Source organism: [Clostridium] innocuum (genome assembly GCA_012317185.1).
Classification (GTDB): Bacteria; Bacillota_I; Bacilli_A; order Erysipelotrichales; family Erysipelotrichaceae; genus Clostridium_AQ; species Clostridium_AQ innocuum.
In genome coordinates this window covers 3,177,036-3,197,683 of record CP048838.1, presented here as the reverse complement: position 1 = coordinate 3,197,683, position 20,648 = coordinate 3,177,036, and the positions used below count along the sequence as shown (strand labels likewise).

The window sequence follows — 20,648 nt, the reverse complement described above, 5'->3', positions numbered from 1 at the left end:
TCATATTTTATCATGTTTTTTTGGGTCATGCTATATGTATATGTACACAAATTTTTCGTTGTCTTTTTGAAAGGGCATGATAAAATTTTGCTGAAATGAGTTAGGGAGGCTACGCTATGCGTCACATCAACATCATACCGGATGACCTGCAGGGTGCTTTTGTCCTGCTGTTTATGCTCCTGCTGCTTATTCTGTCATTTCTGGCGGGAGCGTATCTGGCAAACCGCGGAATCTGGCAGGGCATTTTTCTGCATGATCCGTTAACAAAGGGGATGAAGCTGGTTCACTTTCAGAATAGAATAAAGCGGCTGCTGGATAAGAAGTCGGACGTTGCGGCTGCTTTGGTGCTGTTGAATATCGAACACTTCCAGCGAATCAATCACCGCTATGGAATGCAGCTTGGAGATGAGGTGCTGTGTCTGGTGTATAAGGTATTGCAGCAGCATCTTGGAAGAGAGGAATTTCTGGCAAGAGGAGAGGGCGACTCTTTCTTCCTCCTCCTTCTCACACAAGATCAGAAGCAGCTTCAGGATCGGATCGATGAAATGCAGAGGGCAGTTCACATACAGACCGCCCATCTGCAGCCGATTATCCGCTTGCGTCAGGGGGCCTGTCTCATTGACAGCACGCAAAGGGACACTGGCATATTGCTGGATCGTGCAAAGCTTGCACTTCGTCAGTATGTAAGCGGAAAGGGCTGCGTATTTTATAATTCTGCCTTAATGGAGGCTATGCAGTACGAGGAATTGCTGAACAGCCTGTTTGAAGACTCCTTGCGGAAGCATGAATTTCAGCTGTATTTGCAGCCCAAGGTAACGCTGAAAACAAATCAATGCAGACATGCAGAGGCACTCGTTCGCTGGCAGCATCCACAAATGGGAATCATCTATCCGTCAGCGTTTATTCCTGTCTTTGAGAAAAACGGAAATATTCTGGAATTGGACCGTTACATGTTTGAGGAGGTTTGCAGATATCTGCAGACATGCAATGCAGTGAGTAAAGAAAAGCAGATGATTTCCATCAATGTATCCCGTCAGCATTTTCAGGAACCTGCATTTCTTGAGGAATATGCGGAAATCAAAGAACGCTATGGCATAGGGGATGATCAGATCGAGCTGGAGCTGACAGAGTCTGTTTTTTTCAATGAGGAACAGATTGCTTTGGTAAAGCAGGCGGTGCATCGGATGCATCAGCTGGGCTTTCGTTGTTCACTGGATGATTTTGGCTCAGGATTTTCTTCTTTGGGTTTATTAAAAAGCTTTGATGTGGATGCAATCAAGCTGGATCGTATCTTTTTCGAGGACATTGAACAAAAAAAGGCACAGGATATCCTGCACTGTCTGATAGAGCTGGCACATCGGCTGCATATGCAAGTTGTTGCGGAGGGGGTTGAAACTGAGGAGCAGCTGGCGTTTTTGCGCACGACAACCTGTGACATGGTACAGGGCTATTATTACGCCCGTCCACTTTCAGCAGCAGCGTATACTGCATGGCTAAAGCAGTTTCATACTGTGAAGTGAACCTGTATGAATTGGGAATGCAGCATTTCTATGGGGCATCGGTACAGGCAGCGGTTAAAGGCTGTTTTCCTTTACCGGCTGCATCCGGCTGTGAAGCTGCCGCAGTCTATAGCGCCATGCAGGGTTACAGTATCATCAAAAGGGAACTTCTGATAAGGCTGTTTCTGCGGCTGCTTGTTAAAACTGGTATATTTCCTGCAAGGCCTTCGCCAACAAAAAGAGACTTCTCATCTATGGGTAGCGGCGCATCTGATTTGCGGATATCGGCAATCAGCCTACGTAGTTCCATTTGATAGAAATCTCTTTTATTTTCAGCCTGCCAGATGCCTTGCAGGTATTGCTTTATTCTGTTTCCAGACGGTGATAGAAGTCATTCTCACTGCACGGCTTTGCATAGATGAAGCCCTGAACCATATCGCAGCCGGTATCCTGCAGCATATCCAGCTGCTGTCTACATTCAATGCCTTCCGCAACGACCTTCATATCCAGCTCCTTGGCCATGCTGATCATACTTTTCAAAATCGTTTTATTGCGCTCCACATGACTGCTTTGGTCAAAGAATACTCTGTCCAGCTTTACCACATCCACCGGAAGATCCTTTAACGCATTCAAAGAGGAATAGCCGGATCCGAAATCATCAATGGAGCAACAGAAGCCGTGAGAGCGAAGCTTCTCCAGAATGGCGAATACCTCCTTCATGTTTTTTAACAGAATGTTTTCCGTAAGCTCCAGCTCTATGATGCCATCCGGAATGTGATATTGTTCCTTGATAGCAATATAGGTATCCGCAAAATCCTCCTGATATAAATGGATGCGGGATACATTGACAGAAATCGGAACGACTGCTTTTCCTTGCGCAAGCCGATTCTGAATGGTCTGACATACGGATATAAAAACATAGGTGTCCAGCTTGCGAATGAAGCCGTTTCGTTCGAATAATGGTATAAATTCACCGGGACTTGTAAAGCCGTGTTCCTTGCGCTGCCAGCGAAGCAGTGCTTCTCCTCCCAGTATCTGGCTGCCGTCCAATGCGTATTTCGGCTGAATGACATGCAGGAATTCTCCATCCTTTAAGGCCTGCTCCATATGCTGCTCCATCTCGGCATCGCGCAGCAGAATCTCACGCATCTCCTGATTATAGAATTGCCATGCAGCTGTGGAATCATCGTGAATCCCTGTCTGTGCCATACGGGCTCTGTCCACAAGCGTACTGATGGTGCTATTGATATCGGCATCCTCCTGCAAACAGATACCGATTCGAATCGGTATGTTGTGCTTGTTGTCAATCCCTGCAGCAGTGAGAGAAAGAAGCTGTCTGCATTTTTCGAGAACCTCCGCTTTTTGCTTGTACGGGGTAAGCAGGACAAAATCATCTCCGGAGATACGGCAGGAGATTTCCTGCTGCTTTGCGAGTGAGCGTAGAATATCCGCAACAAACAGCAGCACACGATCCCCATAGCTATAGCCCTCCATATCATTCAAAAGCTTAAAGCCCATGATATCCAGATACAGTACGGCAAATGGCTGCTCCTTTTTCTCCAGAAGCTGCTGTCCGTCCAGCAGGAATTTTTCGTAGCGATATAGGCCGGTAAGATTGTCATAGAAGGCCAGCTTTTCAATTTCCTTCTGATGCTTTTTCCGATTTCTGTGATAGAAACAGCCAAACGCGGCCAGAAGCAGCAGGATGGACAGACACAATGCGATTGTCTGCCTGATAATACTGTTTGCCTGCTGCATAATAATACGGTTGGGAATAATGGAGACGATATTCCAGTTATCCCCGTTAAGTAAAGGGACATAACAGAATATATATTCCTCATCCTGATAACGGAACTGTGCCGCCCCCGTCTTTGCCTCCTTTAATCGCTGCTTGAAGGAAGCTAGTCGTGCTTCATCATTTCCCTGCAGATTGATGATATCGAACAGATTCTGAAAGGTGCGGTTGCTGTCCTTATGCAGCGAGCGGATCAGGACATCGCCATTTTGATTAACAACATAGGAAAATCCGGTCTGATTGAAAAAGGAAAGTGAAAAGCGTTCGGTAATGGAAGACAGCGGCCTTGTTTTCTGGGCAAGTCCCTGTGTACCATCCCGGAAGGTAAAGCGTTCATATACACCGATCGTTTTCACACCGGTATAGTCATCAAGAAACGGGTCGCGTATACTGCTTCCGCTCATTGCAGAGTAGGTGTTTCTCTGCTTCTTGCTCATACGCGGTATCTGTTCCGGCAGATTGGAGTAGGTATCACCGCTGGAAAGATTGCTGCAGTAAAAGGAGGTTCCGTCTTTATTGAATACGTTGATGATTTTCTGGATGGATTTCTGATCTGCTGCATTTGTTTCCTGCAGCTCCCGGACAAACAGATGCAGAGTATCGTAGTCTTTTTCTATATAGGTATCCAGTGCATGAGAGCCCTGCTGTGTTACCTCGATGATATCGGTTACGGATTTTTCCCAAAGCAGCGATTTCACATTTGTTACAAAGGCAATGGAAGCCAGCGCGATTCCAATGGCAGAGGCAATGGAGAACAGGATAAAGAAAGAGCGTTTAGTTATTGTCTTCATAGCTGTTTTCCTTTCGTATCTGTGCAAGCTGCCTGCTAAGGTCTGCAACAACAGAAGCACTGTCTTCTTTTTTTAATAGCCTTTGTGTACTTTCACGGGTGAGATTCCAGATGGGATAGAGCAGATTGTCATCGGCTCCTATTACGCTTCTACCGTTGGTGAGATAAGATTCCATTGGCTGTAGGGCACTGTCCTGCACCGCTTGCTTATCCTTCAGCGGACTGAAGGAGCTCTGGCTGTTGACAAATTTCAACAGGACATCCTGCTGTGTCAGGTACTCCACAAACTGCTTTGCTTCCTCCACATGCGGACTGTCTGCATTGACACTGATGCGGGTGTCGATATTGATAACCAGTGCACAGCCATCCTCCAGAACGGGGTAAGGATGTATGGAAAAGGTGAAATCCGGATGCAGGTCGCGCAGACGTGGAGCGGCCCATGCCCCACTCAGCATAAACGGCTGTTCCCCCCTGGCAAACAGCGTCAGGTCATCCTTTGTTTTTTCGCTTTTCAGAGCCTCCTGCGCATTGACATAGCCGCGATCAATCATTTTCTCCACCAGCGCAAAGCCGGGCTCCAGTGTCTTAGCCAGATCACGTTCCCCTGTATTAAACTGCTTTATTACCGCATCCTTGTCCTGCATCTGATAAATGGGAAACAGTCCCTTTGCCAGCACGATTGTCTTCAAGGAAATATCGTTATTCGCCACGATGGGGGTGATTCCTTTCTGCTTGAAATATTCACAGACCTCCATGAATTCCTGTAGATTCTTTGGTATCTTCTGCCCGTGCTTCTCCAGTAAATTCTCATTACAATACAGACCAAAGGCCGATATGGAGGTTGGAACATATTGCAAGCTGCCGTTTGCGTTCATTTGATTTTTCACAAGATCACTGAAATTATTGATTGTTGAAAGGTCGGACAAATCCGCAAGCGCGCCTTTTTTCTTCAGTGCCAGCACAGAGGCCTGATCCACCATGAAAATGTCATCACCGTTTTTGGTGTTGATCCGCTTGTCAAGCACCTCATAGTAATTCACACCCTTGATGCCTTCATAGGTGATGGAGATACGGTTGTTTTTCTGCATGAAGGAACGCAGACTGTCTTCGATCGCTGCGACATTGATTGCTTCATATTTAAAGCCGAAAAATGTCAGCTTCGTTTCCGTTGAGGATGCTTGTGTAGTTTCCGGTTCATATATCGTAGCATTCTGTCTGCTGCAGCCACTCAGTAGGAGTGCGATCATCAGAATACCGATTCCCAAGTGTTTCCTTTTCATCTTTACGTTCCTCACTTTCTGAATCCGCAATTTGAATTCAGATGCTGTATCTTGCTGTTAATTGATGATATTTGAAGCATAAATGCGATGTTTTCTGTATGAAAATTGTATCATAGAATACGTTTGAAAGCAATCAGACAGACAGGAAGGAATACGTAGTGACGGTTTTTTTTGTTACTGTTCTTTGATTGAATTCGAAAGAGCTGCACAAACCTGACGGTTGCTTTGCCATAGCCTGATGTACTCTTGGAACAGGGAAGCCATACGGTGAATCGCCATGCTTTTTTTGCAGCCTCCTGTCCGTTTTTGAAAACACGGCAACAGCTGCAATGAGTCTGACGCGGACGATGAGCGCAAAGGCTTTTCTATCTATACATATTCTTTATCAGGTCTGCTCATGCCGGTATTCCATTTAGAAATAAAGGGAGAGCGGTTTCACTTTCAGCCTGCGTACACCTGTTTCCATCCCGTTCACAGGTTTCCGCTTATCCAACAGTATCGCTATATTGTTAATCAAAGGAAATCTGCTGCGCTGCTTTTCTGCTTAGCAGAAGAGCGTATATGCCCCATGATCTCTATGAACAGGAATCACCTGCAGTTGCTGTTCACTGTATGCGAAGCGCTTTGCAGCTTACAGATTATGTTGTATTATGCATCCTCCTAAGGCACTGCCCAGCTCCAGCTGCTCTATACGACGTGCTATCTCACAGCTGATTCCTTTCAAAACCTGAACACGCGCTTTCCTGTCACCATAATACTTTTCAACGCTGTTTGCTTGCAAATACATACAACTTCCTCCTCGGTTTGATTCACCATCACATAACGGTGTTATGCTATGCCGCAAAAGAAAAGGGGAGTATACCCCTGATTTACTGCTTGACAGCTTGTTGATACAGACCTTCGAATCCGCTTCGCAGAAAGGTAACGACAATGCGATTCTGTTGCAATGCCTGTTCCTGCGCGTAGTGATGAGATACTATGTGCAGAAATGCCTCAACCTGTATCTGTGTAAGCCAGTGCAGCGTGCACGCATTGAATACCGTGTCATCATCCTTTCCCATTCCGGAGATGATTTTTGTATTGCGTTTCACCAGATAATCAATGATCTGATCAATGAAATCCTGATATGCAGAGCCCCAGGCACAGTTGAAAAGCAGCTCGACAGCCGTCTCATGTGCACATCCCTTGCCGGATTTTGTCAAGGCTTGTCGCCGATAAAGTGTACTGCTTTGTATATTTACGTAACCGCTTAACCGAATGTGTACATTCCGCCTTGCATAAGCGATTGCGGCATGCTATGATGAATTTATACGAGTGGGAGGGACCTATGGAACGTTATCAAATACAAAGCAAGGACTGTCTTTTACAGGTGTATGCCTGCGGGAGCTTTGACAGCGACACAGCAATCGTTTTTCTGCATGGCGGTCCTGGCAGTGGTGCACAGGCGATTCTGGAGCTGCCGGCGTTTCGTTCATTGGAAAAGGATGCCCTGTGTATCCATTTTGATCAGCGAGGAAGCGGTGCATCGAATTATGATTTGAAAAAGGGATTAAGCATAGATACTATTACAAGGGATGTACAGCGCGTAATACAGGATACCAAAGAGCGCTGGAGCGTAAAGCGCCTGTATATATGGGGCGGCTCCTTTGGAGGCTGTCTGGCTGCCTTGTGTCTGGAGAAATTTGCGCAGGAGCTGACAGGCTGTATTCTGAGCTCACCGGCAATCGGCTTCAGTCGTTCACAGCTGCTGGATCAGTTTGAACGCATGTCCGCAGCATTTCGTGTACGTATGCAAACGCTGCCTCAGGAAGCAGAGGTACATTTGACACCGGAGGAATTGTTTGCGAGCGAGGATTTTCGTGCCTTTATTTACAGTGAACACAATCCGTCAAAATCGCTTCGTCATATCTGTGCGATGTCCTCGTGGTTTTTCCAACACAGCTTTCACGGCCTGTTTGACAGCTGCGAGCTGCCGCTTTTGATTTTGCAGGGAAAGCAGGATGCTGTCTGCAGCTGGCAGCAGCTGTATGATGAGCTCGCATCCTGCGATAGGAAAACGATAATCACACGTTTCTATGAGCATTGCGGACACGAGGTGTTCACAGATCAAAGGTCTGCATTTCTGAAGGAGATACGAGCTTTTCTAAAGGAGGAACCCGTATGTTAGTTTATATATGCTGTGCTACCGGCAATACCAGTAGTATGTTTTGTAAGCAGATTCAAAAGGCGAGCAGCAGAGAACAGATTTATGTGGAGGAAATTCATGAGCTGGGGACGCATCTGGAGGATGCCCTGCGGGAGAATGATCTTGTTCTGGCTTACGGCTCAGCGGAAATCATTGATGAAAAATTCATTCGCCGTTATCATTTTGAATATCACATGCAGGCCATCTGGCTTGCACCGCAGATGCGGTATCTGAAGGATTCCATGAAAAAGAAGCTGAATTGTTTTGATATTCCTATTTATATCATCGACATGAAAACCTTTGGGAAAATGAACGGAAAGCAGGCTCTGCAGGATATTCTGGACGCTATGATTTGAACCCTGTGGAAATTGCATGGAAAAGAAGCTGCCTTTATGCTGGAGGACTGCATACGGATATACGTATGAAAAGCTAAAGAAGAAGCAAATCCCTATGATGCGGGAATCATGGGGATTTCGATCAGGTATCATGAAAACAGTAAGAAGAATGATTGGAATTAGAATACGAAGATGATGAGTGCTTACCACCCGGTCATCTTCTTTTTCTGTTCCCCTGATTCGACTTCACAACCTGAAAAGCCCTGCTTTGCAGGAGCTTTCTTCTTTCTTTACCGCTGGTCGATACCCAAATGCAAGAGCCCCATGATGCTGCCAGCTCTTTTTATCGGTGGTGTATCAAACATTACTGGATAGCTTTTTATCAAAGCAGTATCTGTGCTTTGTCATCTCCCACATATTTGTAAACACACAAAAGTGGCGGGAAGCAGATACGATCAGACGGTTACCTGATTTCTGTTGATTTCATCCCTCTTTTGTGAAGCCATTGCGGATATTCCTTTTTCAGAAGGCTGTAATAGCAGGCATCCGTAACACCGCGATTGCTGCGGTCTGCCTCTCTTGCCGTTCCTTCATAGGTAAGGCCGCAGGACAGCATAACCCTTCCGGAATTCGGATTTTCGGGATCGTGTTTTGATTCTATACGGTTTGCTTTCACCTTTTCAAACAGAAACGGGATGACGGCTGTAAATGCTTCACTGGTGACATGCCGATGCCACCATGCTTTCCCGATGCAATAGCCGATATGCACCATATCCAGATCCTCATTCTGAGCGACAACGCCAATACAGCCGATAACTTCCTGCGGACGATCCTTCCATGTAATGGCCCATTGATAGAAATCCGGCTGTGCATAGCTTGCAATCCAATTCTGCAGAATATGCCGTGTGACATTTACATCCTGATGCGGCGGCCAGGTCAGAAATCTGCAAACCTCTTCATCACTGGCCCAGTTGTGAAACATCGCCTCTGCATCCTCTATGACAAATCGGCGCAGAAGCAGTCGCTTCGATGCGATAACAGCTGTTCCTTTATGCTCCATAAGAAATCCTCCCTTGCTATTGCAGTTCATTATGGCATACAGGTATAAAAACTGCAAGCAATTCTTCGTGTATGAAAACAGAATAGCTGTAGTCATAGCGCAGGATAGCAGGAGTTACACCTTTCAGAAATCATTGCAACGTGTAGGCTCAAGGCGAGTTGATTATCCTGTGGACAGCGTACCCTCAAAAGCTGCTCTCTGCATTCGTGAGCACCGGCTATGCTAAACGCTTTGCAGCCTGCTGTCTTCCTGTAATCCTTTGTATGAGCTTTGTGAGGTTTATAGCTATGTATATGCCATACGCTGGATAATCACTATACAGCATATTCAAATATGGAAAAAGGGCCTGTGGATCACAGACCCTTCAAGCCTGACTAGAATCCGCAGCGAGCGTTTTTCATGCAGCGAACGAATTCCCGGGCACAGCGGTTTTCTCTGTTTCTACGGCGCAGGGCAGCACGGGCTACACATTCCGCTTCATACAGCGCAGCGTTGTCGTTGTAGTAATCGTTGTTGCATCCGCATCCGCTGTTCCAATCAGAACGGTTGTTTCCCCAGCCATCGTTGAATCCGAATTCTCTGTTACATCCACAGTTGTTACACATAGTAAAATCCTCCTTTTATTTTCTGAGATCATCTTTGTATCTCAGTATAAGATATGTGAATAAGCATAGCCCAGCTAGGCGTATCGCGCGATTACAGAGAAAAGATATGTGGGGCTTTGCAAGGTAAGGAAACGAGCCTATGGACAAATGCACAAATTGGAGAAGAGGAATGTGTTTTCTTTGAATTGTAAAGTTTCTATTCCTATTCTTCGGGAATCATATTATAATATAGCTAACAGATATGAAGGTGTACAACATGAAAATACTATTGATGTCCGATACACATGGAGAACAAGAGGCTGCACGAAGAATTTTGCAGGAGCATGCAGCTGCGGATTTGAAAATTCATTTGGGGGATGTCGGCTTTCCGTTACAGGAAATTGATGAATGCTCCATTGTGAAGGGAAATCATGACCGTTCCCATCGCCTTCCAAAAAAAATGAAGCTGACGCTGGAGGGACGCAAGGCTATCTGTCTGCATGGAGATATTTTTGACGATGAAACCGTGCAGGAGGTTCTCGCAATGAAGCATACACAGAATGATGATATCATGGATCTGTGTATGCGTACCCTGTATGGAAAGCTGGCGGCCTATGCAAAACGTAAGGGCTGCGACACGCTGTTCTTCGGACATACGCATCATCAGTGCTTTACCGAGGTCGATGGTGTAGTTTTGATCAATCCGGGTTCTGTGTGCTATGGCACTCCGCACAGCGGCTATGCTGTGGTTGAGGTACAGGGGCGCTGTATCCGGGCAGAGCTTCTTGCCATTGAAAATTGTTAAGCTTTTGTTATCCGTATCCCCAAGACGATATCCCTGTGCTACACTGTCTTTATAAAGAGAAAGGAACGAAGCATATGTTCACAAAAATTCTGACAAAACTTGGCTTTACCAAAGAGGAAACCAGCTGGATTTTATATGATGTGGGAAATTCAGCGCAGGTGCTGACCACCTGTACTGTCATATTTCCTTTACTGATTGCGAAAATCACACCCGGGGACAGCAGTGTGTACGTCGGCTGGGCGAATGCAATCTATGCGATTATACTGGCTGTGATATCCCCTGTGCTTGGAACGATGGCGGATTACAAGGATAAGAAAATGAAGATGTTTAAGTTTTTCCTGTTTATGGGCATCTTCGGCGGCTTTGGTCTTGCTCTGCCCTTTATCGACTACCGTGCGGCGATTGTGATTTTCATTATCGCTATGCTCGGCTATAACGGCTCCATAATTTTCTACGATGCCTTTATTGTGGATGTCTGTGATGATGAGCGGGTGGATAAGGTAAGTGCTGCCGGCTATGCATGGGGATATATCGGCTCCGTATTGCCATTTCTGATTTTTGTAATACCCTTTGCGCTGGTAACCCTGCTCGGTGATCCGAAAACCGGAGATCTGGTACTAGGTTCCTTTACCTTGAGCTATCGGATGGCATGCGGTCTTACGATGGGAATGGCTGTGCTTTGGTGGCTTGTATATTCACGCCCTATGCTGAAAAATGTGAAACAGAAAAATTTTCATGAACCGGTGCCGCATGTCGTTCGGGAATCGTTTTCCCATTTATATCACACATTCCGTGATATTAAAAAGAACAAAAATATCTTTTTGTTCTGTATATCCTACTTTTTCTATATTGACTGTGTGAATACGGTTATCAAAATGGCGGTTTCTCTTGCGACAGAGATGGGAATCAGTGATGTCATGAGTCTGGTAGTCGTAATTGTCATCAATATCGTTGCCTGTCCGTTCTCCATTCTGTTTGGAAAGCTGGTGGAGCATGTAGGCAGTAAGAAGATGATTTATGTCGGAATCCTTGGCTATGTCGGTGTTGTACTGGCAGGCTCACTGATTAAGACCTACCCGTCCTTTATCTGGGTGGTGGCATTGCTGGTCGGTATGTTTCAGGGCGGTATCCAGTCCGTTTCCCGTTCATATTTTGCCAAGCTGATTCCGGATAAAGCTGATTCCAATGAATTCTTCGGATTCTTCTCCGTATTTTCCAAATTCTCGGCAATCTTAGGACCGATGGCGGTATCCACAATTATCATGATTACCGGAGAAACACAATATGGTATTCTCGGTCTGATTCCGATGATGCTGCTGGGCATGCTGTTTCTGGCATTTGTCAAGGACCCGGAAAGCGAACAGAAATTCCATAAGAAAAAGTGACAAGAAAACACAATAGATGATAAGCAAGGGCTGACTTCATGCTATGGGAAGGCAGCTTTTTTTCAATGTTTCTGACAATGGAAAGCTACAATAAAGTCCTTTATATGATGCAGGTGCAAGAAGGGGGATTGATTTTTATTCTTTAAGAAGCAGGATTACTGCATACGCCGATAAACAGGGGAAGCTCAATGCCATCCATGCGGGTGGAAATCACATAAAGAAATTCACGGTTCAGGTTTAGATGAAGGATTTTTGGATGCTTGATATTTGCGGCACCCGTCATCCCTATCTCGGTATATGCGCTTGCCTCGACGCCTTCCTCATCCAAGGCGATGCTTGTTTCCTGCTGAATGTTAGAAACAAAAAGGGGCTTTTCATCCGTTATACCATCCAGCTCTGCGGCGGTATCAAACAAAGAAGTAACACCCATGGCCTTTAAGGTATCCGCCAGCAGCAGCTTGGAATGGATTTTAAACTTCGGCAGAGACAGGTTCACAATACCGAATTCTGCTCCATCGCCATCATCCTCCAGCAAATTCTGTAGAAATCCCTTTTGTTCCATCAGCTTGCGGAGATCCTTTCCTTCCTTTGGCAGTACCAGCGTCAGGCTGGTGGAATTGCTTAATGCCAGAGAAGTTGCGGCATAGTCCTTGTTATCGATAAAGAAATGAGAATCCATGTTCTGATGCATGAAATCTGCAGCAACCTTCCCATCCTGCGCATAAAAGGTATCCTTTTTTTGTTTTCTTTTTATCAAATACAGTTTGAAAACGCGCTTTATAGTAGATTGCGTTGAGAATCGACATGCGCATGGATCCATCTGTCCTTATAGAAGGAGACAGGTTAGCGTTGGTGTGCTCACGAATCCATGCAGCCATGAGGTCAGCAGTTTTTGACTGTGAAAAATCCACAGTATAGGCGGCAGCATAGAATTGCTTGTTTGCGGCTTCTATAAATTCGTCTTTTACCGGATATGCATTTTGTATCCATAAGGAATTCGCAATTTTCATTTGTCCGCTTTCATTGTCCGTATACAGGCGGCGATATAAATTTCCCATATTTTTCGCATTATCACTGCGGTTTACATGAAGCAGCGTCTGCAGCTGCTCTGCAGTATTGCCCTTACTTGCCTGTAGCGTCAGCATCAGCGGATAATACAGACTCAGCGGGGAATAGCTGACATTATCAGAAGCGGTCTTTAGAATTGCGTAAAAGCTTTCCTGTGAAAAATCAGCATAGCCGTTCAGCATGGTAGGATCTATAGGGTTATTGTCGCTTATGGTGATTTGAGCATCATAGTCCTCGATAGAAGGACTTTTCGGGTAGCGGATATCGGCAGGTGCCGCGATTTTTGGATTTGCCTGTTCCTGTGGCTTTTCCGCTTTGTGCTCAGCTGTCTTCTGCAAAGAGGAGTAGCTGGCGAGAAGCAGGAGCACACATAGGGCGAGTACAGCTTTTTTCATGAGTAATCCCTTCTTTCTATCCTATAAACGAAGCCTGGGTATGATTTATTTCATTCCTTTTCTTTATTGTAATGGAAATCACGGGATAAGCAAATAAAAGTGTGAAGAGAGGCTAGATGGTATAACCAGACCTATGGTGGCGGTATTTATATATTTAGATCCACTAACCTCAAGAGAGGCTAGACAAAGACATTAGCGAATCAGCAAAGCATGAACTTTTATTTAGATCAACTAGCCTCAAGAGAGGCTAGATACGATTGTATGCGTGAAGGGAACAGGGTACTTGTTATTTAGATCCCCTAGCCTCAAGATTGTATTGGAAAATATGCAAATAAAAGCTCTACCATACGAGAATGGGGAAAACAGTCTGTAAAAAGGTGCAAGCTTTAAGTGCCTGCACCCATTCATTAACTGTTTTGTTTGTGTGTTGAAATACCTGATGGATCAGATTTGCTTCTGACGAATCAAATTCAGTGTGCCTCCGGCCAAAATTGTTTCTATATCACGCTGTGTCAGATTGTGTGTGACTGAAAATCTGCTGTTTTTCGTGATATTCATGACCTCTACCGGTGTATTTTCTGTCAATGTATGCAGGTGCGTCATTGTTAACTCATCCATTTCATCAATGGAATCATAATCCGTCTCATTGCAGAAGGTAAATGGAATGATACCGAAATTGATCAGATTGGCACGGTGGATACGTGCAAAGCTCTTGGCAATCACCGCTTTGATTCCCAGATACATCGGGGCTAATGCAGCATGCTCACGGGAGCTGCCCTGTCCATAGTTGGCACCTGCGATGATGAAGCCTCCACCGTTGCGTAAACAGTCGTCATGGAAGCTTTCTTTCACATTCATGAAAATAAATTCACTGATTTTTTCGATATTGGAGCGGTAAGGCAATACCTTTGCTCCTGCGGGGGCGATGTGATCGGTGGTGATATTGTCACCTACCTTAATCATGACCCGCTTGTCAATGCGATCCGCAAGCGGCGTATTGATCGGCAGCGGCTTGATATTCGGACCGCGCACAACATCGGTTTTGGCAGCTGCTTCTGCATCCGGAATGATAATCATGGAATCATCGACGGTAAAGGACTGCGGCTCCTGCGGCATATCATAGCTCACAGTTCGCGGATCTACAATATAACCATGCAATGCACTTGCGGCTGCAGTTTCCGGGGAAACCAGACATACCTTGGCACTCAGCGTACCGCTTCTTCCATAGAAATTCCGATTGAAGGTACGAAGGGAGAGCGCATTGGTGATCGGTGACTGCCCCATGCCGATGCAGGGTCCACAGGTGGATTCCAGAATTCTGGCACCGGCGGAAATCATATCGGAAAGGCCGCCGTTTTGCGAAATCATATGCAATACCTGCCGGGAGCCCGGAGATATAACCAGACTGACATTCGGATCTACGGTTTTATCCTTCAAAATACCGGCAACACTCATCATATCCATATAGGAGGAGTTCGTGCAGCTTCCGATGGCAACCTGATCTACCTTCAGACCAAGCACTTCATGAATGGGAAGGACATTGTCCGGAGAATGCGGCATGGCAATCATCGGCTCCAGCGTATTCAAATCAATATCTATGACAGCATCATACACAGCATCCGCATCAGCTTTAAGCTCCTCATAAGCATCCTCGCGCTGCTGTTTCTTTAAAAACTCCCGTGTGACTTCATCACTTGGGAAAATCGAAGTCGTCGCACCAAGCTCGGCACCCATATTGGTAATGGTGGCACGCTGTGGAATACTCAGACTGAGAACACCGTCTCCGCTGTATTCTATCACATTCCCCACACCGCCTTTTACACTCAGTATTTGTAATACCTTTAATATGATATCCTTGGAGCTGACACCCTTTGTGAGGGAGCCGTGCAAACGAACATTGATGATTTTCGGCATATTGAGATGAAACGGCATGCCGGCCATGGCACAGGCAACATCCAGACCACCGGCTCCAATGGCCAAGGCCCCCATACCTCCCGCTGTCGGGGTATGGGAATCACTTCCCAAAAGAGTGGCTTGCGGCTTCGCAAAGCGCTCCAGATGAACCTGATGACAGATTCCGTTACCGGGACGTGAAAAGCGGACACCGTGCTTCATTGCCACTGTCTGCAAATATTTGTGATCGTCGGCATTCTCAAAGCCGCTTTGTAATGTATTATGGTCGACATAGCTGATAGACAGATCGGTTTTGACCTGATCCACACCCATCGCCTCCAGCTGCAGGTAAGCCATGGTTCCTGTGGCATCCTGTGTCAGTGTCTGATCGATGCGGATTGCGATGGGTTTTCCTCGCTCCATCACCCCTTCTACCAGATGCTTCTGTATGATTTTCTCGGTTATTGTTGGCATAACTTCCCTTCCTTTCTCGTATACATGGAATATTATATCATGAAAAATGAAAATATTTCATTGAATTTATGAAAATTATGATATAATGGTGAAAGAATACTGTAAAAGGAGGTAGAGGAAATGAATGAGCATTTGAATTCTTTTTACCAGAAGGCGCGGGAGCACAATGATATCGCAAATGATCTGTTTCGCAAATACGATATTAAAAAGGGGCTGCGTAATGAAGATGGAACCGGTGTACGTGTCGGACTTACGAAAATTGCAGACGTTGTCGGTTATAAATATGTTGAGGAAGTAAAAACGGATGATATAGGAAAGCTGTACTATCGGGGCATAGAGCTGCGGGATATAATCCATGGCAGAAATTATGAAACGATTTGCGGGTATGAGGAAACCTGCTTTTTATTACTCTTCGGCTATCTTCCGAAGAAGGAGGAGCTGCAGGAATTCTGCGGCTATCTGCGTGCGCATTATGAGCTGCCGGATGACTTTCTGGAATCCAAATTTCTGCATATGCCGGGAAAAAATCTGATGAACCGTCTGCAGCAGGCAGTGCTTGCCTTATATGATTATGATGATGCCCCGGATAACATATCGGTGGAAAATACACTGGAGCAGGGGTTGAATATTCTTGCCAAGCTGCCCTCCATTATCTGTTATGCCTATCAGAGCAAAATGCACCGATATAATAAGGAAAGTCTGGTGATCCATCCGGCACAGGAGCATCTTTCCATTGCGGAAAATATTTTGTATATGCTGCGCAAGGACCATGCATTCAGCGATCTGGAGGCAAAGCTGCTGGACATGATGCTGATCGTACATGCGGATCATGGCGGTGGGAATAACTCAACGTTTACCAATGTGGTGATTTCCTCTACCGGTACGGATTTTTATTCCTCCATGGTCGGGGCAATCGGAAGTATGAAGGGGCCAAGGCATGGCGGTGCCAATTTGAAGGTGAGCGGTATGATGCGTGCCGTTATAGAGGAAATCGGCTATTGTGAAAATGATATTGAAATCAAGGCACTGATTTACCGCATCCTGCATAAACAGTTTTACGATTACAGCGGTCTGGTATACGGCATGGGACATGCTATTTATACGCTGAGTGATCCGCGAAGTGAGGTATTGCAGGAATATATCGAAAAGCTTGCCGAGAAAAAGGGAAAGGTCAAGGAGTATGAATTCTATCAGCGCTTTGAGCAGTGCGCAAAGGATGTCATTCTGGATGTTAAGGGTGTGCATGTATCCAGTAATGTGGACTTCTACAGTGGCTTTGTATATGGCATGATGGGGATACCGGAGGATTTGTTTACGCCGTTGTTCGTCATGGCAAGAACCGTCGGCTGGCTTGCCCACAATATTGAAAACAAGGAATATGATGGAAGAATTATGCGTCCGGCAACGAAATATGTCGGCAGTGTGAAGCAATATGTAAAGATGGAGGACAGATGAAATGAGAACGATTACAGTATTTAAGGGAGACGGTATCGGACCGGAAATCGTGGATGCGGTCATACGGATTCTGGAGGCGGCAAAGGCACCGCTTGCTTATGAATGCTTTGCGGTCGGAGAAGCGGAATATGAACGCAACGGGAAGCTGATTCCGGATGCGGCATTTGCATCCTTTGAGAAAAACCGTATCCTGTTGAAGGCTCCGATTACAACACCGATCGGAAAGGGATTTCGTTCCCTGAATGTTACACTCCGAAACAAATATGATTTGTATGCGAACATACGGCCCGCCAAATCCAATACGGCTGTCAAGACACCGTTTGAACATGTGGATATCGTGACCTTCCGTGAGAATACCGAGGATCTATATGTCGGTGTAGAGGAACAGATTGATGCAGATACGGTGCATGCGACTAAAATTATTACACGTAAGGCAAGTACACGCATCATACGGGATGCCTTTGCATATGCGCGGGCGAATGACAGAAAAAAGGTTACCTGCGTACATAAGGCAAATATACTGAAAATGAGTGACGGCATGTTTCTTTCCATTTTTCAGGAAATAGCAAAGGAATATCCGGATATTGAAGCAGATGATAAAATTGTGGATAATGTGTGTATGCAGCTGGTTATGCGTCCGGAAACCTTTGATGTTCTGGTGATGCCGAATCTGTACGGTGATATTGTAAGCGATCTGACAAGCGGTCTGATCGGTGGTCTGGGGCTTCTTCCGAGCAGTAATATGGGGACAGAATATGCAATGTTTGAAGCGGTACACGGCTCTGCCCCGGATATCGCAGGAAAGCATGTCGCAAATCCGACAGCACTGCTGTGGTCTGCCTGTATGATGCTGGAGCATTTACAGGAAGCGGAATGCGCAGCGAAAATTCGTAAAGCGGTGAATGCGGTGCTGATGGAAAAGAAACATCTGACACCTGATCTGCATGGGAATTCTACAACGGAAGCATATCGTGATGCTGTTATAGCAAAATTATAATAGCGATAAAGATAAATAGAAGCAGCCGTATCTGCAGGTAGGATGCGGCTGCTTTCATGAAGGAGTCTGGGAAGCTGCTGTATGATAAGCGCAATGACTACGCTTTGCACGTCTTGCTTCTGTTTGCGTGATATAGATAGGGATATCAGAGTAGCCACAGGCCATAGCCGGATAGGAAGGTAAGCCGCAGGAAGAAGGGATTGCGCTAGCCGGGGGGAATAGCGCAGCATAGGGAATCCTCTACGGTATCTAGATAGCCGAAGTATCCCGGTTGTAATCGCAAAAGTGAAGCTGATAGAATTGAAAAAAGGACCTCGTATGAAGTCCTTTTTGCTATACGGAGGAAAAGGATCAGGGACGTATCTGTCCTTCTCCCAGAATAATGTATTTCTTGGTTGTTAAAGCCTGCAGCCCCATCGGTCCGCGTGCGTGCAGCTTCTGTGTGCTGATTCCGATTTCCGCTCCCAGACCAAATTCAAATCCGTCCGAAAAGCGTGTGGATGCGTTGGCATATACACAGGCGCTGTCGACCTCCTTTAAAAACTTTTTAACCGATGTGTAATTTTCGGAAAGGATGGCTTCACTGTGATGCGTGGAATAGGTGTTGATATGGGAGATTGCCTCCTCGATGGAGGACACTGTTTTGATAGATATTTCCAAATCGAGATATTCGCGTCCGTAATCCTCCTGCGTTGCCGGAATACAGGCTGTATCCAGACGGCAGATACGGGAATCGGCATGAATTTTGACATGATATTGCTTTAGGGCCGCAAGCAGCTCCTGAATGAAACTGTCACTGATATCCTTATGAAGCAGGATGCTTTCACATGCGTTGCATACGCTTGTCCGCTGTGTCTTGGCATTGATGATAATAGGAATCACCTTGGCTGTATCTGCATCCTTATCGACGTAGACATGGCAGTTTCCGGTTCCTGTTTCAAGCACGGGTACGGTTGCATTTTTAACCGTATTGGCGATCAGTCCGGCACCGCCGCGGGGAATCAGTACATCGAGATATGCATGTAGCTTCATAAAGGCAGTCGCCGTTTCCCGTGAGGTATCCGCGAGAAGCGTGATGATATCCGCAGAGAATCCACATGCAGCCGCAGCTCTTCGCATGCTGCCTGCGATTACCAGATTGCTTTGCAGAATATCCTTACTGCCCCTCAGCATGACTGCATTGCCGGCCTTTAAAGACAGAACCGCCGCATCCACAGTCACATTCGGTCTTGCTTCATAAATCATGCCCACGACGCCCAGTGCAACACGCATCGTACCGATCTGCAATCCGTTTTCTGTGGTATGCATATCCGTGATTTCACCGATGGGATCCGGTAATGCACATACCTGACGGATCCCTTCTATGATTTGCCGCATCCGCGCTTCATTCAGCAGCATGCGGTCGATCAGCCCTTCCGCCATCCCGTTTTCCCTTGCGTTTTTTATATCTTGTGCATTTGCTTCCAGAATGGCAGGGATATCCTGCTCCAGCTGCTTTGCAATCGTGTTTAAAAGCGCATCCTTCTGCTTCCTGTCCGCATTCATAATCTGGTGTGAGGCCTGTTTACAGGCTTTTCCCAGCTCTGTCAGTGTTTTCATTTACATTTCCTCCCTCATAGTAAACAGCGTTCCGCGGTAATCATCACGCAGAATATCATATAAAATCGACGGCTGCCGTCCATTTGCGATGATCATCGGGATACCATGCTCATTCGCGAACTGTGCCGCAGATATTTTGGTAACCATACCTCCGGTACCGCGGGAGGAACCGGCTCCCTTTGCCATGCGGAAGACGGTATCATCAATAGCTCTTACGACCGGAATCAACCGGGCATCCTTGTTTTTCATGGGATCATCGTTAAACAGTCCGTCGATATCAGATAGCAGCACCAGCAGATCGGCATTGGTCAGATAGGCGGTGACTGCACTGAGTGTATCGTTATCTCCATAGGCGATTTCATCAACGGCCACACTGTCATTCTCGTTGACGATGGGAATGACACCATATTCCAGCAGTGTCTCCAGAGTATTTACGGCGTTTGCGCGCAATACTTCATTTTTGGTGACGGTTTTGGTGAGTAACAGCTGTGCGATGCTTTGACCGTATTGGGAAAAGAATTTATCATAGATAAACATCAGCTCACATTGTCCTACGGATGCTGCCGCCTGTTTTTCTCGCATCAGCTCCGGACGCTTGCGCATCTGCATCTTGGCAACTCCTGCCGCAACCGCCCCACTGCTTACCAGAACAACATCCAATCCTCTGTTTTTTATATCGCTCAGTACCATAGCTAAAGCATCTATGCGTTGAAAATTCAAGCCTCCGCCGGGATGTGTCAGCGTGGAGGAGCCGACTTTGACAACGATTCTTTTAATTTGTTTCATATCTTTCATTTATTTACAACTCCTTTGAAAATTGTTTCTTCTATTATACCCAAGAAGAATCAAAGACGCAATGCTTTCTATATATTATATTTTATGGTTGCAGTGGATATTGTTGCTAAAAGCACCGGATAACAGGATAAATGCTGTAGGTATACCTCTGCACTCTTCCGCTTCCGCAGGCAGCCGAGTGTTTTATCGTATACATTTTGGCGAACTATGTATGCTGTCATGATCAGTGCAGGCTTTTTATGTTCACGGGATAA

At 46.0% G+C, this 20,648-nt stretch carries 17 protein-coding genes and 1 pseudogene; 8 read left to right on the top strand and 10 right to left on the bottom strand.

Annotated elements, in window-relative coordinates; genetic code table 11:
* Positions 1-116: 116 nt before the first annotated feature.
* The gene (locus G4D54_15595; GenBank protein QJA03756.1) at positions 117-1,520 is read left to right on the top strand and encodes a bifunctional diguanylate cyclase/phosphodiesterase; all 1,404 of its coding nucleotides are present in this window, start codon (positions 117-119) and stop codon (positions 1,518-1,520) included.
* Positions 1,490-1,813, top strand: coding sequence for a hypothetical protein (locus G4D54_15590; GenBank protein ID QJA03755.1), 324 nt, complete (start codon positions 1,490-1,492; stop codon positions 1,811-1,813). Before G4D54_15595 ends, G4D54_15590 begins: the two co-directional genes overlap by 31 nt.
* A 49-nt stretch (positions 1,814-1,862) precedes the next feature.
* Here the strand turns inward: G4D54_15590 and G4D54_15585 are convergent, their stop codons facing one another.
* The 4 genes from G4D54_15585 to G4D54_15570 form a co-directional block, all read right to left on the bottom strand.
* Positions 1,863-4,085 (bottom strand): EAL domain-containing protein, encoded by a 2,223-nt coding sequence (locus tag G4D54_15585; GenBank protein QJA03754.1) that lies wholly within the window; start codon positions 4,083-4,085, stop codon positions 1,863-1,865.
* Complete coding sequence (locus G4D54_15580) at positions 4,069-5,364, bottom strand: carbohydrate ABC transporter substrate-binding protein (protein QJA03753.1); 1,296 nt, start codon at positions 5,362-5,364, stop codon at positions 4,069-4,071. Before G4D54_15580 ends, G4D54_15585 begins: the two co-directional genes overlap by 17 nt.
* Positions 5,365-5,995: 631 nt before the next feature.
* Positions 5,996-6,151 carry a hypothetical protein gene (locus G4D54_15575; GenBank protein QJA03752.1) on the bottom strand — a complete coding sequence of 52 codons (156 nt, stop codon included), beginning with the start codon at positions 6,149-6,151 and terminating at the stop codon, positions 5,996-5,998.
* A gap of 82 nt (positions 6,152-6,233) precedes the next feature.
* Positions 6,234-6,566 carry a hypothetical protein gene (locus G4D54_15570; GenBank protein QJA03751.1) on the bottom strand — a complete coding sequence of 111 codons (333 nt, stop codon included), beginning with the start codon at positions 6,564-6,566 and terminating at the stop codon, positions 6,234-6,236.
* A 125-nt stretch (positions 6,567-6,691) separates the two neighbouring features.
* Between G4D54_15570 and G4D54_15565 the strand changes: the two genes are divergently transcribed.
* Both G4D54_15565 and G4D54_15560 read left to right on the top strand, forming a co-directional pair.
* Positions 6,692-7,531 carry an alpha/beta hydrolase gene (locus G4D54_15565; protein QJA03750.1) on the top strand — a complete coding sequence of 280 codons (840 nt, stop codon included), beginning with the start codon at positions 6,692-6,694 and terminating at the stop codon, positions 7,529-7,531.
* Positions 7,525-7,905, top strand: coding sequence for a PTS beta-glucoside transporter subunit IIB (locus G4D54_15560; GenBank protein QJA03749.1), 381 nt, complete (start codon positions 7,525-7,527; stop codon positions 7,903-7,905). The genes G4D54_15565 and G4D54_15560 overlap by 7 nt, the downstream gene beginning before the upstream one ends.
* A 442-nt stretch (positions 7,906-8,347) precedes the next feature.
* Here the strand turns inward: G4D54_15560 and G4D54_15555 are convergent, their stop codons facing one another.
* Positions 8,348-8,944: a GNAT family N-acetyltransferase gene (locus tag G4D54_15555; protein ID QJA03748.1), complete on the bottom strand. Its 597-nt coding sequence runs from the start codon at positions 8,942-8,944 to the stop codon at positions 8,348-8,350.
* A 374-nt stretch (positions 8,945-9,318) separates the two neighbouring features.
* Complete coding sequence (locus G4D54_15550; protein QJA03747.1) at positions 9,319-9,549, bottom strand: hypothetical protein; 231 nt, start codon at positions 9,547-9,549, stop codon at positions 9,319-9,321.
* A 256-nt stretch (positions 9,550-9,805) separates the two neighbouring features.
* Between G4D54_15550 and G4D54_15545 the strand changes: the two genes are divergently transcribed.
* Both G4D54_15545 and G4D54_15540 read left to right on the top strand, forming a co-directional pair.
* Complete coding sequence (locus G4D54_15545; GenBank protein QJA03746.1) at positions 9,806-10,333, top strand: YfcE family phosphodiesterase; 528 nt, start codon at positions 9,806-9,808, stop codon at positions 10,331-10,333.
* Positions 10,334-10,407: 74 nt separating this feature from the next.
* Positions 10,408-11,718, top strand: a complete 1,311-nt coding sequence (locus G4D54_15540) for an MFS transporter (protein ID QJA03745.1) — start codon at positions 10,408-10,410, stop codon at positions 11,716-11,718.
* A 142-nt stretch (positions 11,719-11,860) separates the two neighbouring features.
* Here G4D54_15540 and G4D54_15535 read toward each other — a convergent pair.
* Positions 11,861-13,181, bottom strand: a pseudogene (locus G4D54_15535) (serpin family protein).
* A 444-nt stretch (positions 13,182-13,625) separates the two neighbouring features.
* Positions 13,626-15,548: an aconitate hydratase gene (locus G4D54_15530; GenBank protein QJA03744.1), complete on the bottom strand. Its 1,923-nt coding sequence runs from the start codon at positions 15,546-15,548 to the stop codon at positions 13,626-13,628.
* Positions 15,549-15,668: 120 nt separating this feature from the next.
* Between G4D54_15530 and G4D54_15525 the strand changes: the two genes are divergently transcribed.
* Entirely contained in the window at positions 15,669-17,003 is a 1,335-nt protein-coding gene (locus G4D54_15525) for a citrate synthase (protein ID QJA03743.1), read from the top strand.
* A 1-nt stretch (position 17,004) separates the two neighbouring features.
* A complete protein-coding gene (locus tag G4D54_15520; protein QJA03742.1) occupies positions 17,005-18,000 on the top strand; it encodes an NAD-dependent isocitrate dehydrogenase in 996 nt (331 codons plus the stop codon).
* A 351-nt stretch (positions 18,001-18,351) separates the two neighbouring features.
* On the opposite strand, the gene G4D54_15515 is transcribed toward G4D54_15520, so the two are convergent.
* Both G4D54_15515 and proB read right to left on the bottom strand, forming a co-directional pair.
* Positions 18,352-19,599 carry a glutamate-5-semialdehyde dehydrogenase gene (locus G4D54_15515; GenBank protein ID QJA03741.1) on the bottom strand — a complete coding sequence of 416 codons (1,248 nt, stop codon included), beginning with the start codon at positions 19,597-19,599 and terminating at the stop codon, positions 18,352-18,354.
* Entirely contained in the window at positions 19,600-20,394 is a 795-nt protein-coding gene (gene proB / locus G4D54_15510) for a glutamate 5-kinase (GenBank protein QJA03740.1), read from the bottom strand.
* Between the last annotated feature and the right edge of the window lie 254 nt (positions 20,395-20,648).

Coding starts and splice junctions, on each gene's coding strand:
- G4D54_15595 (QJA03756.1), top strand. CDS start 117: ATGCGTCACATCAACATCATACCGGATGACCTGCAGGGTGCTTTTGTC.
- G4D54_15590 (QJA03755.1), top strand. CDS start 1,490: ATGGCTAAAGCAGTTTCATACTGTGAAGTGAACCTGTATGAATTGGGA.
- G4D54_15585 (QJA03754.1), bottom strand. CDS start 4,085: ATGAAGACAATAACTAAACGCTCTTTCTTTATCCTGTTCTCCATTGCC.
- G4D54_15580 (QJA03753.1), bottom strand. CDS start 5,364: ATGAAAAGGAAACACTTGGGAATCGGTATTCTGATGATCGCACTCCTA.
- G4D54_15575 (QJA03752.1), bottom strand. CDS start 6,151: ATGTATTTGCAAGCAAACAGCGTTGAAAAGTATTATGGTGACAGGAAA.
- G4D54_15565 (QJA03750.1), top strand. CDS start 6,692: ATGGAACGTTATCAAATACAAAGCAAGGACTGTCTTTTACAGGTGTAT.
- G4D54_15560 (QJA03749.1), top strand. CDS start 7,525: ATGTTAGTTTATATATGCTGTGCTACCGGCAATACCAGTAGTATGTTT.
- G4D54_15555 (QJA03748.1), bottom strand. CDS start 8,944: ATGGAGCATAAAGGAACAGCTGTTATCGCATCGAAGCGACTGCTTCTG.
- G4D54_15550 (QJA03747.1), bottom strand. CDS start 9,549: ATGTGTAACAACTGTGGATGTAACAGAGAATTCGGATTCAACGATGGC.
- G4D54_15545 (QJA03746.1), top strand. CDS start 9,806: ATGAAAATACTATTGATGTCCGATACACATGGAGAACAAGAGGCTGCA.
- G4D54_15540 (QJA03745.1), top strand. CDS start 10,408: ATGTTCACAAAAATTCTGACAAAACTTGGCTTTACCAAAGAGGAAACC.
- G4D54_15530 (QJA03744.1), bottom strand. CDS start 15,548: ATGCCAACAATAACCGAGAAAATCATACAGAAGCATCTGGTAGAAGGG.
- G4D54_15525 (QJA03743.1), top strand. CDS start 15,669: ATGAATGAGCATTTGAATTCTTTTTACCAGAAGGCGCGGGAGCACAAT.
- G4D54_15520 (QJA03742.1), top strand. CDS start 17,005: ATGAGAACGATTACAGTATTTAAGGGAGACGGTATCGGACCGGAAATC.
- G4D54_15515 (QJA03741.1), bottom strand. CDS start 19,599: ATGAAAACACTGACAGAGCTGGGAAAAGCCTGTAAACAGGCCTCACAC.
- proB (QJA03740.1), bottom strand. CDS start 20,394: ATGAAAGATATGAAACAAATTAAAAGAATCGTTGTCAAAGTCGGCTCC.